The sequence below is a fragment of the Shewanella sp. 5_MG-2023 genome (genome assembly GCF_030547465.1).
Lineage (GTDB): Bacteria > Pseudomonadota > Gammaproteobacteria > Enterobacterales > Shewanellaceae > Shewanella.
Map to the genome: position 1 here is coordinate 1 of NZ_JAUORC010000001.1, position 13,849 is coordinate 13,849.

The window sequence follows — 13,849 nt, forward strand, 5'->3', positions numbered from 1 at the left end:
TGGCGGAGCGGACGGGACTCGAACCCGCGACCCCCGGCGTGACAGGCCGGTATTCTAACCAACTGAACTACCGCTCCACTTAAGTTGCACGAATAATAAGGTCGTCGTCAAAAACCGTCAACAGTTTTTTTTAAGTTTTTATCCGTTTAGCTAAAAAACATACAGCAGCGATTAAGTTATAAACTTTTTGACTAAAAAGAGATCAATTTAATCTAAGCTAATATAATTAGCAGCAAACAATTATTTTTCATCTGGCATGGTTAAATCAAAATCATCAATAGCAGCAGTGATATCACCTTTTTTCGCAGCTTCTTGTTCAAGTCTTAATTTGGTTGTTGCCAGTGCTTTATTTAACGCAAGTTTCTTACGCCAAAAAATTAACCCTACCCCTCCTATGATTAACAGTAGGCCATTAATCGATGCAATCCACACGATAGCCTTATCTTTTGCAGCTTGCTCTTCTTGCGCTGCTAGCTGCGCAGCTCTTGCAGCTAACTCTTCAGCGCTGGGTGGAGGTTGAGGCGGTTCAATTAAATTAAAAAACAATTCCGGTAAATCCAGTATTAACTCACGCCCTGCAATACTGGTTGAGGCAACACTGCCTTTGATTCTATAACTGCCAAAATCGGTCACTTGCGGTATCGCGACTAAAGCTGGTGTTTCAGTGAGCTCATTAACAACAATCGGTAACTTAAGCCCTGCAGGGCCAACGATATCGAATTGAATATGGGTTTGCTCAAGTTTGAGTATTTCGTCATCAACATTTATTTGAATCTGCCAAACACCGGTTAATTTATCCGCGGGTTCAATTACTTCAACTTGAATGGGAGTTTCTGATAAATAGATTGGGTAGCTAATTTCACGCTCAAATACATTATTTCGCGCGACAACACTTAAGGTGTAGCTTCCCCAAGGTTGATTTAGATTATGTTTGCCCGTAAACACCCCATCATCGGGTATCTCATCCAAACCTTCACCATTATCTCTGTAAGAACCGACTGTAACAGTGCCGGTAGTAAAGTTGGCTTCGGTATTTTTATGATGGCTGGTAAATTTAACCGTCCATTCGAACATGTAATCAAGCCCTGGCAGACGAACCGTTAAGCCGTCACCAAGTAACTTAGCAGTGACTTTTAAACGTTCACCTTGAAATAGAGGCTGGGGGATATGCTCAACGTCAATTTCAAGTTGCGATACTTTTTGGATAGTGGAATTAGGCGCTAAACTGCCGATTAATTGCCAAGGACCGGGCATCGGATTGTTGATTTTAATCATATCGCCAGTTAAGCCATCGGCCCAATTGACATTATCAGGGTGCCTTTCGGAATACCATTTGGAACCGTCAGGCAACACGATTATCACTGGAGCGGAGCCATAAGTTCTTTGCACCAATAAGGTCACTTCATCGACCATATGATCAATACGAAATCTATTCTGTAACTCACTTGCTTGGGTATAAGGCACCGCTGTTGCCAATTGTGGCGTAACGGTAGCAACTAAGATAAAAATAACCGCCAGACAGTATGATTTCATTAAGCTCACTTTTATGCTTCACCTCTCCAGAGGCATTTGCCTGATTTTTTGACTAAATCAAGTCTTTCATCGTGTGATATTAATTCATCGGCCGTTGCTTGGATCACTTTAAGATTAAACTCATTTTGATCAATTAATTGTATGCCACCACCTTCTTGACCCACTTTTTCATTTGATAAATTAAAGCCAATTTGTCCACCGGTCATCACTAAGTAAACATCAGCAAGGATTTCAGCATCCAATAGTGCGCCGTGATAGGTACGCCTAGAGGTATCGATACCGTAACGTTTACTGAGTGCATCTAGATTATTTTTTTGACCAGGATGCAGGTATTTTGCAATGTCTAGCGAATCGAGTATGTCACAGATATCTGCTGACTTGGGGCCTTGGGGCCTAAGCTGACTAAATTCATGATCCATAAAGCTGATATCAAACGGTGCGTTATGTGCGACAATTTCAGCACCGGCGATAAAGTCGATAAACTCTTGTGCGATTTGATGAAACCGCGGTTCTTTAGCAACTCGTTCATCAGTAATACCATGTACTTCAATGGCTTCTGGATCAATTAACTGACCTGGATTGATATATTGATGATAAGTACGACCGGTTAGTTTACGGTCAATCACTTCAACACAACCAATTTCGATAATTCTATGGCCAATATAAACGGGGCCACCTGCCTGATTCATACCGGTTGTTTCAGTATCTAAAATGATTTGGCGACTGGCGCCTGAAATAATATTCATAGGTAACTCAATTAATTGATAATAATTTAGGTATAATTGCCGAAATGTTTATTGCTGTGTATATGGTAACAATTTGATGTCAGAACTAAAACTTATCAATATCTTTACTGATGGCTCATGTCTGGGTAACCCTGGTCCCGGCGGATACGGTATTGTAATGAAATATAAGCAGCATACCAAAGAAATGTCTGATGGATTTAAGCTGACGACCAATAATCGGATGGAATTATTAGCGCCTATTGTGGCGTTAGAAGCGCTATATGAACCGTGTAAAATCATCTTAACCAGTGATAGTCAATATATGCGTCAAGGGATCACCCAATGGATCCATGGCTGGAAGAAAAAAGGTTGGATAACTTCAACTAAAACCCCAGTTAAAAATGTCGATTTATGGAAAAGGTTAGATAAAGCCAGTCAACTGCATCAAATTGATTGGCGCTGGGTTAAGGGACATGCTGGGCATATTGAAAATGAACGCTGTGATGATTTAGCCAGGCAAGCCGCCGAAGCTAAACCTCAGCAAGCTGATGTTAATTATCTGCCTGAAGCCAAAGCCTAAAACCCAAATCTGTTGTATAGCCAATATATTATTGGCTATACGCTTTAGCTTATTTTGAGAGCAATTTAGTATGTTTACTGTGCCCAGCTCTGCCTGCTGTCGGCGCTGTCGCCCATTGACGAGTACGCGCTTTTCGCTTTTCCCTGATGGGCGTTAATGGCGACTCCATTTTTCTGGCCACAATCAAATACACACTGCCAACGCCTGGTAACCACTTTTCTAATCTATTTTGCCACCAGCGGCCTTGGTTCATTTGTCCAAGCAAAGGGTGATAAATAAAACGTTCATCCTGCAGGATTTGATAACCTAATAAACCTAACCAATCTTTTACCCTCGCTGGCATAAAAAACTGACCACACCAAGGTAATTGAGTTTGATATTTAGGTAGAAGCTTACCCATAAAGGTGGTACTGACAGGGTTAAAACCACAAACAAAAATATAGCCGCCGGAAATCATTACTCGGTCAACTTCCCGTAATAAACGATATGGGTCATGTTCAAATTCCATTAAAAAACTCATCAGCACGGCATCCATGGTGCTTGTTTGCAGGGGCAAATGATGGGGATCGGCTTGAATTGATGCGCCTTGGGCATCATGAATAGAAAAATGCCGCGCAATATTGCAATGTAAACTAGACACTTGAGCGCTAAGCGCACCTAGCTTTAATAAATGGTAACCAAAAATCCTCGGCCACCAATCAGTTAACTTTTGTTCTAGGGCCAATTGAATCTCATCACCACAGGGTAACTCTTGCCATAATTGTGGTTTTTGATTTATCGACATTAACCTGATACTCCCTTAATTTCAAAAGCCCTAGGTTGAGTATAACGACTTATGGCTCTTTGTCGTTAGCATTTTACCCATAGTTGATATCATTTAAAAAAGGGACGAATAAAGTGTTAAATTTATTGTTAATTAGCGCGTTTACATAACCTTATTTAGTCACTTCAACCAGTTGTTTACTTTAAATGTAACAGTATACAAGCCTAGTTCAGCCCAAGCATATTCACTCTATTGGCCTTTTACATATAATCCGTTAACCTAGCGGTAAGATTTCACTTATGGATTTAATCATGCTTTCAGTCATCGGTATTTCAGCGTTTAATGACAACTACATTTGGCTTATACATCAAAAAAATAGCAATCAAGCCTATGTTGTTGACCCTGGCTGTGGCCAAAGTGTGCTCGATTACCTCAAGGGCTCCCCATTAGAGCTGGCGGGGATATTAATCACTCACCATCATGCAGATCACACTGGTGGCATTGCGCAATTACAACAGGCTTTTAATAATAAGCTCGAGGTTTATGGACCTGAAAGTGAAAATATTAGCGGTATTACGCATCCAATAAAAGGCGAGCCATTACTCAAACTCAAGGAGCTTGATACAAAGCTTAAAGTCATTAGTGTGCCGGGCCATACGTTAGGTCATATAGCTTACTTTTATCAACAGCCAGATAGTGTAAACTGTGAAGCGTTATTTTGCGGAGACACCCTATTTAGCGGCGGTTGTGGAAGATTGTTTGAAGGCACAGCCGAACAAATGGCAAACTCGTTAGCAAAACTCGCTGACTTGCCACCTCACACCCAAGTTTACTGCGCCCATGAATATACCGCGGCTAATCTTAAATTTGCGTTACAAGCAGAACCTAACAATAAAGCGTTGCAGCAATACAGTCAGTCAGTTACTTTATCTCGTAATAACAATATGGCTACAATTCCAACTACAATCGCAACAGAATTAGCCATAAATCCATTTTTAAGAAGTAACAGTAAAGAAATAAAACAAGTCATCGCTGCTAAGTTTCAAGTTGAAAAACCAACAGCACTACAGACGTTTACTTTACTCAGAGAGTGGAAAAATAACTTTTAAGCTATTGAGCGCGGCGACACTTGCTAAGTTAGCAAAGACATTAAAGCCATTTTACACTACAATGCCGCCTCAATTTTGACCAAACACATTTGGTAGACGCCTTTGATCTGCCAGCTTTGCAAGATTTAGGATTTTTTTTAGATGCATAAACCTTTATACCTTTTTGTTGGAAGCTTGGCATTTCTAACCGCATGCCAAACTGCCACTCCAACAAAAGTCGAGCCTTCACCGATTGTCGTTCCTCAGCCAATTAAGCCTGAAAAAGTTGTAGACGAAGTTGCAGCACCGGTTGAAATCACCGATGTTTGGCAACGGATCCGTTTGCAACTTACCATGCCAATTGATGATGTAAAACTGGTGAATAAATATCGAGACTGGTATTTAGCGAACCCAAGACATTTAGAAATTGTCTCTCAACGTGCAGAGCCGTATTTACATTATATTGTCGAAGAATTAGAAAAACGTAATCTGCCGATTGAACTAGCATTATTACCTATTGTTGAAAGCTCGTTTGACCCTTCAGCTTACTCTGCGAGTGCCGCTTCAGGTTTATGGCAATTAACTACGCCTATTTCTAATTACTTTGGTGTTAAAAGTGACTGGTGGTATGACGGCAGACGTGATATTCCCGCATCCACCACTGCAGCACTGGACTTCTTAGAGTACTTATACGATAGGACCGGACAAAACTGGTTATATGCCATTGCGGCCTATAATACGGGTGAAGGCCGAGTAAATAATGCTGTTCGCCGTAATAAAGCCGCAGGTAAAAGCACTGAATTTTGGGCGCTATCATTACCCAGAGAAACTCAACGCTACGTACCGCAACTGATTGCATTATCAGATGTGGTTAAAAATGCTGACAAATATGGCATCAAACTATCTCCAATCAGTAATGAACCGCATATTGCTGTGGTTGATACCCAAAGCCAGATTGACCTTAAACTTGCGGCAGATTTAGCCAATATGCCAGTTAAAGAATTAAAAGCATTAAACCCAGGTTTAGATCGCTGGGCAACATCACCTGATGGCCCTAATACATTGGTGGTGCCATTTGATAAAGCGGCGCAGTTTGAACAAAAACTTGCAAACCTTGATCCTAAATCAAAATTGAACTGGCATAGATACCAAATTAAATCTGGCGATACCGTAAGCCATATTGCCAAGCGTTTTGATACTTCGGCTTCTTTTATTCGTTCAAGTAATGGCCTGAAAAATAATAATATTAGAGCCGGAAAGTACCTTATTATTCCAGTTCCTGCTGAAGGCGCAAACCTCACAACTGAACAGTTATTAGCACAAGCAAAACCAAGCTCAGTTAAGACTAAAACTTACACGGTTAAATCAGGCGATTCATTATGGGTCATTGCCAGAAAAAATGATGTCAGTGTTGATGATTTAATTCGCTGGAATCGTCTGCCTAAAAACGGCACTTTAAGCATTGGTAAACAATTAAAGATTGGCGCAGTATCAAGTAGCAAAAACAATGCAGAAAGAACCGTTAATTACAAAGTTCGCTCTGGGGATTCATTGGCTAGAATTGCCAGTAAATTCAACGTTTCAGTCAATGATTTGATCGAGTGGAATAGACTTCAAAACAGTAAGTATATTCAGCCAGGACAGATGTTAAGATTGATTGTGGATGTCACCAAGGTCAATGCGTAGTGAGTCTATAAGCTAACTTCTTAGCAATTTCGCAGTAAGTATTTCGCGACTTAAAACAAAAAACGGCAAGGTGATCCTTGCCGTTTTTTATTATATAGCGATTTTTAAACTTGATGTAATCAACTCATCTATACCAAGTTTAAAGAAGTACAAGATCCAAAGTCTTGGTTAACATGATCCCTTGGATATTTTTACTTATGATAAAAATAGCCGCTGACTAAGCCCAAGTGGGCTTAATCACATCATTAAAAACCTAATTTCTTAAATAACTTACCTTTGAGTTTATCGGTTTCATCTTTAAGTTTAGAATCTAATAAAGCACTGGTATCGATACCAAATTTAGGATCTTTCATGCTGCCGGTTATGGTAAGCGGAATGTCCACGCCAGCTAAGGCATCTTCACCACCCTGACCCGCTAATGAGCCCACCACTGACGTCGTTAGCTTATAGTCCACAGTTTCATTATCAATATTAGCACTGCCATTACCGCTAAGGCGAATGAGTGGCGACGCCATAGCTAAGTCTGGGTTAGTCGCAACAGCATTTTTCAAACTAAAACTACCGGTTAAACTAGTAAAATCAGTTTTAAGTTCTTCAGTATTTTTTGCAGATAAATCCCCTTTTAACTTATCTTGAGCACTACGGATCATTTGCGGGATATTCACTCCGTATAACGAGCCATCGGCAATTTCGAAATTACCCTGTGCCAGCAGGTTTTTCTTTAAGTTATCTGGAATTAAACTTTTACCAGAACCAGAAATTTTAAAATTTGCCGCTCCTGAAATTAAATCAATATCCGCCGCATCTTTTAACAGCGGTCTAAATTGCACCCCCGTTAATGTTTCATCAAAGCGATAACTAGCTACTTTCTGACGACCATCAAGCTGGGCTGTCGCTTTAATGCTACCTTCATATAAATTCGCAGAAAACTGAGTTAAATCGGCGACGCCATCTTTGACCTTGGCTTTCATTACCCAGTTTTGAGTGAGTAGATTTGCGACCTTGATTGATTTAACCGACATGCCTAAGGTTAAATCAATGGTTTTTAATGCGGACAAATCAGGCTCTACAGCTGGCTTGCTCGCTGCAACTTGTTCAGTGTCTTCTGCTTTAGCTTCGGTCTCTGATGGCGGCAGTAATTTATCAACATCGATATCACCGACATCTAATTGCAGGTTAATTTTAGGGATTGTGGCGCCGTAATTGAGTGAAACATCGCCAGTGGCGCTTATGTCCATCGCTGACAATTGTTTTATAGCAACATCTAATTTTTTAGCATCTAAAGCCACATTAATATCAGTAATCAGCTGGCTGCTAACACTTTTATTAGGGATAGCCTCACCGGTCACATCAGTATTAATGGTTAAATCAGCCATAATAACCTGAGTCAAATCTTCACTAATGGTCAATTGACCATTACCAGAACTTGCCAGCATCATATCAGGCATTTGTGCAGTAAATTCATAAGCAAAGTCTGCAGCGTTTCCTAATGAAAACTCACCAAGGTTTAAACTATTTAAACTAAATATTTGTTTGGTTTCTGCCGCTTCATCAATTACGTTGATGGTGGTATTGGTAATAGACACGCCGCCGATTTGTAAACTTTGCAATTCGAGTGTATTAGCTGATGATGCTGGTTCTGACGCGGTTGTGGTTTCAGGTGATGCAGCACCGCCCAAACCATCAAAGCTGGTTGAACCGTCTTTTTTAGTGACGATATTCATAGTCAAACCATCAAGGGATAATTGTGCAATTTCCACTTGTTGGCTTAAAAGCGGCATTAATGCCACACTGGCGACCGCTTGGTTTACTTCAACTAATGTACTTGGAGAAAAGTTCTCAGGGTTGGATAGTGAAATGCCACCGAGGTTAATCCCAAGTGTCGGGAAAAAGCTCCAACTTAAGTCTTGGCTAATGACAAAATCACGGCCAGTTTGCTTTTTAACGGCATCCACAATTTGTGGTTTAAAACTATTTGGATCAAAAAATACCGTTAAATAAATAACCAGCAATAAGATTACGCTAGCGACTATAGCTAATAGCCATTTAAGTGCCTTCATGTTTGCATCCTTGTAAGCAAATTGATTTTTAATGTAAAAATAAATTAATTCATCTAAGTTTAGCTTAATACTGCTAAATCTAAAGGTTTTTCAGTAACGGCTATGCCATTTTCATCGGCATAGATCATCATGGCAGGTTTTACTGAGACACCGGCAATCTCGATATTTATATTCACAAGGCCAACATCTTTTTTTTCTGTTTTAATGGGATTAGCACTTAGCGCCTGCACACCAATACCAATGGTCGACAATGTGCCCACATCTCTTACCGCACCAAAAATGATGATACCTTCCCATTCATTATTGGCCGCCGACTCCGCAATCATGTCACCTAGCAAAGCACGCCGACACACGCCGCCGCCATCGACCACTAACACTTTACCTTTACCAGCGGTTGCTAACGTTGACTTCACTTTAGAGTTATCTTCAAAACACTTAACCGTAACCACTTCACCATAAAATATCCGTTTGGCGCCGTAACTTTGCCAATTGGCGGGTATCAAGGTTAATTCAGAACCATAGTGGTCAAATAAATCAGGTAATAAATCTAGCATTTTGCACATCCTGTACTAAAGTAAATAAATTAATGTTTAATATAAACGTCATGCTCTATTGAAACAAATCATTAATCTGAATAAACTATCAATAATGCTCTGTTACTATTCATGGAAGATAGAGAGTACCCATGCTAAATAGCATTCATTTACTCATAATCCTAAGTAGTTATCCATATGACTGATATTAATTTACAAAATGTAATTAACGCCTTTGATGAATTAGATTTCGAAAATAGAACAACTAAAAGTCTTGAAAGTGCCCGCAACAAATTGCAAATGAAAACTTATCTTGACTCTCTTGATTACAGTTTACGTCGATTAAACATTTTAAATGAAGTCGTTTCAGAAATGGTTGAGCAAAAAAAATCAGCCTTAAAGAAGCAAGAGCAAGTTCAAACCTACAAATCTAAAGTCATACAACTGTCTAGAGAATATCGTATTTCTTACCAAGAAGTACTTGAAATCATGATTTCAATCAAACAAAAATAAATAGTCTAGAACCCAAATTAAATAGTAAAATCTTCATACTAAAAGACTCAAGTTCAACACAAATTGATACTCTAACTATTTTTATTGGCTGATTTAATTGTCCAATCTTATAATCGCATTACTTTATATCTTTTTAGGTTTACTTGGGGGTAAGCCTAAATTGTTTATAATCCGGCTATGTAAATAATTTATATTTTAAATCTACCCAAAACTAGCTTGCATAACCAAACCTACAAAAACCTTATCGCTATTCGAAGGTATATGTTCATTTTGATTTTTACTTTTCAAACAAAACCTCTTCACTGCGGGTTAAGTTGGTACTTGGCTTAGCAAGAACTGCCCTTTCCCCTCTGTGGTTGCTACTATTTGAATGATGCTTGATAAATATCGCCAATAAATCCTTTAATGTCATTTGGGATATCGTCCACTTGGTCTGCCTATCACGGTGCCACAATGGGTTGAAAAATAGCAATTTGAATTGAGAAAAGCCCCTTTAATTTTGAATTTCAAATGTATTAAAACCGTTTTAGCTAAACTGGATACACTCTATTTCTGCCGTGACCTTTTGCTAAATAAAGATGGGTATCTGCTTGTTTATATAATGCCTCAATTGTAGTGATTTCTTGAGTCATTTCAGCGACACCGATACTGACGCTTGTATCAATCAAAATGGTATTATAAAGGAAATCTTTACTCTCAATGATAATTCGTATTTTCTCAGCAATACGCTTGGCATCATTCATTGATGTATTGTTGAGTAAAATAGCGAATTCCTCACCACCAATTCGTGCGAAAATGTCGCTTTCTCGCATACTAGCTTCTACGACTCTGGCGAGATGTATTAATACAAAATCACCTGCTTGATGGCCATAATTATCGTTCACTTTTTTAAAGTGATCGATATCAATCATTAACAGTGAAACGCTAGTTTGTTGTCTTGAAGCAATCGCCATTATCTTTTTGGCCATTTCAAAAAAATAGCGTCGATTATATATGTTAGTTAGATTATCCATGATTGATAATCTACGAAATTCTTCGGCGCTCTTTTCTACATCCTCGTGGGCTTTTATGCTAGATATACGACTATCTAACATTGATTTTGACAATAAAATGGTTGCAGGAATATAGCTAACAATAAACGCCAATAAAGCAAAATGTTGGTATTCACCAAAATAAAGCATAATAGCAATCTGCGGCGTTATCATTAAAATGAAAAACACCAAATAGGCTTTAAAGAAAGACGACATCGATAATGTTGCGGCTGTGACAATTCCGATAATTAGAATAAAACCGACAAACTCAAACGGTTGACGAGCATAAATTATTAACATCACCGATGATGCCGTCCACATAAAGGCTTGAAATACATTAAGCGCGATAAAAATTACTTCATCATTAGCGAGTCTTTTTCCATCTTCTTTTTCTAAATGCTTTTCAAACATTTTTGCATTATAAACTCGGCATATTGCTAAGAGAATTTGTAAACAAAACCAAGTCATCAAAATATTAAACGGAATGAAGATGTTAAATACTAAGGCGTAAGTAATAGAGACAATCAACATCGCAACCATGGCTTTAGGTGTTTGCTCGGCTACATTTTGTAAAAGTTTTGCAGGAACGTTAGACATACATATCCTATATTCAGCACAATTTGCCCCTAGTAAACAACTCATTAATCGATTTTAATAGCTTGAGATAAACGAATATTTTATGAGGCTGCATACTTATTTTAACGTTCTTAAAAACACACAAATACAGTTAATTAGAGCATTATAGTAAATATAGGAAGCATCGCCTGAATTGTCTAGCAGACCATTGGAAATCATTAAATAAACATGTGCTAGGCGTTATTTAGAGCACGATTGAGACCTTGATTGAACAATTCATCAGCAAGAGAAAATGCCTACCTTATGTCAGAATACCCCTTTAATTTACTCTCGAAGGCAAAGTAACTGTACCCCAGTTACAAAAACGCCTTTTTAGGTGGTTTTTACTGGGTTAGTACTCGCTTAATTTAAAGTCGCTAAACGTGGCAAAGTTAACTTGTTGACGGTTTTCATAAAAAGCTTTTGCTGCCCAAATATCGCGTTTAATACCCTCAACTGGTCGAATAGCAAACTCAACGTCTTTAATAAGGCGTAAAAGCTGCATTAACTCACGACAGTCTTGAGTGATTCTAATAAGAAGACTGCCAGACTCAGATGGCGGACATATTAGACCTTGTTGAAAATAAACTTATTGCATTGTTATCACCTGTGCGTGCTATTTTATCGAATAAGTAAATAATACCTGTTGTTAACTCCGCTAAAAACGCTACATTGATTATCGTATTCTCAAATTTGGATTGACAATATGCTTATACAAGACCTGCACATCATTCTCAAAGTAGCTGAATTTCGAAGTATTACTGCGGCTGCAAACAGCCTTGATATGCGTATGGCAACCGCTAGTGTTGCGGTCAAGCGTGTTGAAGCAGCATTAGGCGTTGAGCTATTTGTACGCACTACGCGCCAACTTAGGCTTTCCCCTGCTGGTGAGCGCTATTTACCTCAATGCGAACTGGCTGTGCAACTGTTAGACAATGCCCAGCAAAATGCTCAGGAAGATTTAGATGTACTAAAAGGTGAAATAAGAATTGCGCTATCATCTGATCTAGGCCGTAATGTGGTCACCCCGTGGTTGGATGATTTTTTGCTGCTATATCCCGACGTGGCTTTACGCAGTAATATCACTGACAGTAATATTGATTTTTATCGTGACTCTGTTGATATGGCGCTGCGCTATGGTGAGCCAAGCGATGCCAGTATGTATGGTTTTCGAATTTGCAGTATTCCGCGAGTGCTATGCGCCACACAAAGCTATTTAGACAAAAATGGCGTCCCAACAACGCCATATGAACTCAAAAGTCACAATGGGCTGTTTTACCAGTTACAGGATATTGTTCAGAACGAGTGGCGCTTTAGTCATCAAGACCAAAGCCATAAAGTAAAGCTTAAAGGTAATCGTGCATCTAATGACGGAGATTTGGTGCGGCGTTGGTGTGTGTCGGGACACGGGTTTGCGATTAAGTCATGTCTTGATATGGCGGATGATTTGCTAACTGGTCGTGTGGTAAACGTCATGCCGGAATATAAGCCAACTGCGACTGAATTGTGGCTTGTGTGCCCCAGCCGTCAGTCTATTACCCCAACAGTGCGCTTATTACGTGATTTTTTTAGAGAGAAAACCCAGCAGCTATTGTCTCAACTGGTTGAGCATGGCGTGTTAAACAAACAAGATATTAAATAACATACAATCACTATTAAGCTAATTCATTAAACTGAGTTGTTGAATCTCGCTCTTTTAATTCAAAGTCTAAAACATGGCGTAAATTTGATAGGCTATCTGAAGTCACTTGATTCATTTGGCCAGAAGTCAGTAATGTGATAGCTGTTTCAGCCATCGCATTGATAGGTTGTTTCACTGTGGTGATATGTGGCCAAATCGTAGTAGCAAGCGGGGTATCATCATAACCGGCAACGCTTAAGTCTTTGGGTACATTTAAGCCTAAGGAATTGGCAACCGAAACAACTGCTGCTGCCATATCATCATTACTAGCAAATATCGCGCTTGGTCTATTTTCTCTATCTAATAGAGCCTTAGCAGCTCCTAATGCAGACTTATAGCTGAACATACCTTGCTCAATAAACTCTGGCGGAATGTTTAACTGTTTAGATCGCATTGCATCTAAAAATCCTTGATAACGAAGACGACTGGCACCAACGTCTGGGTGCCCTATAATAAAGCCAATGTCTTTATGGCCTTTATTGACTAACAAATTGGTCATATCATAAGCCGCTTGATAATCGTCCATACAAACAAAAGCAGATAAGGTTAACTCCACATCTGGTGATACTCGTACAAAAGGAATATTTAATACAGTAAGCTCTTTGAGAATCTCAATATTGTTACAAAAAGGCGGTAATAGAATAACGCCATCAACTCGTGTTTCTTCAACTAAATCACGTGTGATTTTTAACTTTTCTTCTTGGGTGCCTTCACACTCATCTACCACTAAATGATAACCTTGCTGGCGGCAACTTTTTAAAGCCGACATCATGAACTGACTAACATAACCACCTTCACTTGGGTTTTCGTAAAGTAAGCCAATTAAATAAGATTTAGAACTCGCTAAACGCCTAGCTGAAATATTGGGGCGATAGTTTAGTTGATCTGCCGCTTGCTGGACTTTCGCTCGTGTTTTGTCACTGACTTTTTCGTCCTTGTTTAACACCCTAGAAACGGTCATTTTCGACACACCAGCCATTAAAGCAACATCTTGAATAGTGATTTTAGTGCTTGATTTACTCTTATTAATTGGACTCATTA

13 protein-coding genes and 1 tRNA gene are annotated in these 13,849 nt (G+C 39.2%); 5 read left to right on the forward strand and 9 right to left on the reverse strand.

Translation table 11 applies throughout. The features are described 5' to 3' along the window. The 3 genes from Q4557_RS00005 to dnaQ form a co-directional block, all read right to left on the reverse strand. A tRNA-Asp gene (locus tag Q4557_RS00005) sits at positions 1–77 on the reverse strand. A 163-nt stretch (positions 78–240) separates the two neighbouring features. After that, the gene (locus Q4557_RS00010) at positions 241–1,533 is read right to left on the reverse strand and encodes a TIGR03503 family protein (protein WP_102520034.1); all 1,293 of its coding nucleotides are present in this window, start codon (positions 1,531–1,533) and stop codon (positions 241–243) included. An 11-nt stretch (positions 1,534–1,544) separates the two neighbouring features. Next, entirely contained in the window at positions 1,545–2,279 is a 735-nt protein-coding gene (gene dnaQ / locus Q4557_RS00015) for a DNA polymerase III subunit epsilon (RefSeq protein WP_102477270.1), read from the reverse strand. A 76-nt stretch (positions 2,280–2,355) separates the two neighbouring features. Between dnaQ and rnhA the strand changes: the two genes are divergently transcribed. After that, on the forward strand, positions 2,356–2,838 hold the full coding sequence (rnhA, locus tag Q4557_RS00020) for a ribonuclease HI (protein ID WP_102437793.1): 483 nt from the start codon (positions 2,356–2,358) through the stop codon (positions 2,836–2,838). 49 nt (positions 2,839–2,887) lie between these two features. Here the strand turns inward: rnhA and Q4557_RS00025 are convergent, their stop codons facing one another. Next, positions 2,888–3,622, reverse strand: a complete 735-nt coding sequence (locus Q4557_RS00025) for a class I SAM-dependent methyltransferase (protein ID WP_102520033.1) — start codon at positions 3,620–3,622, stop codon at positions 2,888–2,890. A 290-nt stretch (positions 3,623–3,912) separates the two neighbouring features. Between Q4557_RS00025 and gloB the strand changes: the two genes are divergently transcribed. Both gloB and Q4557_RS00035 read left to right on the forward strand, forming a co-directional pair. Further along, positions 3,913–4,710, forward strand: a complete 798-nt coding sequence (gene gloB / locus Q4557_RS00030) for a hydroxyacylglutathione hydrolase (protein WP_102437901.1) — start codon at positions 3,913–3,915, stop codon at positions 4,708–4,710. Between the two features lie 141 nt (positions 4,711–4,851). Further along, entirely contained in the window at positions 4,852–6,375 is a 1,524-nt protein-coding gene (locus tag Q4557_RS00035) for a LysM peptidoglycan-binding domain-containing protein (protein ID WP_303409846.1), read from the forward strand. A gap of 245 nt (positions 6,376–6,620) precedes the next feature. On the opposite strand, the gene Q4557_RS00040 is transcribed toward Q4557_RS00035, so the two are convergent. Together Q4557_RS00040 and Q4557_RS00045 are read right to left on the reverse strand one after the other, a co-directional pair. Further along, positions 6,621–8,435 carry an AsmA family protein gene (locus Q4557_RS00040; protein ID WP_303409848.1) on the reverse strand — a complete coding sequence of 605 codons (1,815 nt, stop codon included), beginning with the start codon at positions 8,433–8,435 and terminating at the stop codon, positions 6,621–6,623. A gap of 59 nt (positions 8,436–8,494) precedes the next feature. Next, a complete protein-coding gene (locus Q4557_RS00045; protein WP_102437800.1) occupies positions 8,495–8,989 on the reverse strand; it encodes a putative 4-hydroxy-4-methyl-2-oxoglutarate aldolase in 495 nt (164 codons plus the stop codon). Between the two features lie 177 nt (positions 8,990–9,166). Between Q4557_RS00045 and Q4557_RS00050 the strand changes: the two genes are divergently transcribed. Next, positions 9,167–9,481, forward strand: coding sequence for a hypothetical protein (locus Q4557_RS00050; protein WP_102437802.1), 315 nt, complete (start codon positions 9,167–9,169; stop codon positions 9,479–9,481). Positions 9,482–10,011: 530 nt separating this feature from the next. Here Q4557_RS00050 and Q4557_RS00055 read toward each other — a convergent pair. Both Q4557_RS00055 and Q4557_RS00060 read right to left on the reverse strand, forming a co-directional pair. Then, positions 10,012–11,109, reverse strand: coding sequence for a GGDEF domain-containing protein (locus Q4557_RS00055; RefSeq protein WP_303409851.1), 1,098 nt, complete (start codon positions 11,107–11,109; stop codon positions 10,012–10,014). Between the two features lie 370 nt (positions 11,110–11,479). After that, on the reverse strand, positions 11,480–11,632 hold the full coding sequence (locus tag Q4557_RS00060) for a hypothetical protein (RefSeq protein WP_157936127.1): 153 nt from the start codon (positions 11,630–11,632) through the stop codon (positions 11,480–11,482). 201 nt (positions 11,633–11,833) lie between these two features. Here Q4557_RS00060 and Q4557_RS00065 point away from each other — a divergent pair, with 201 nt between their 5' ends. Continuing rightward, positions 11,834–12,769 carry a LysR family transcriptional regulator gene (locus Q4557_RS00065; RefSeq protein ID WP_303409855.1) on the forward strand — a complete coding sequence of 312 codons (936 nt, stop codon included), beginning with the start codon at positions 11,834–11,836 and terminating at the stop codon, positions 12,767–12,769. Between the two features lie 13 nt (positions 12,770–12,782). Here the strand turns inward: Q4557_RS00065 and Q4557_RS00070 are convergent, their stop codons facing one another. Continuing rightward, positions 12,783–13,847, reverse strand: coding sequence for a LacI family DNA-binding transcriptional regulator (locus tag Q4557_RS00070; RefSeq protein ID WP_102477265.1), 1,065 nt, complete (start codon positions 13,845–13,847; stop codon positions 12,783–12,785). Between the last annotated feature and the right edge of the window lie 2 nt (positions 13,848–13,849).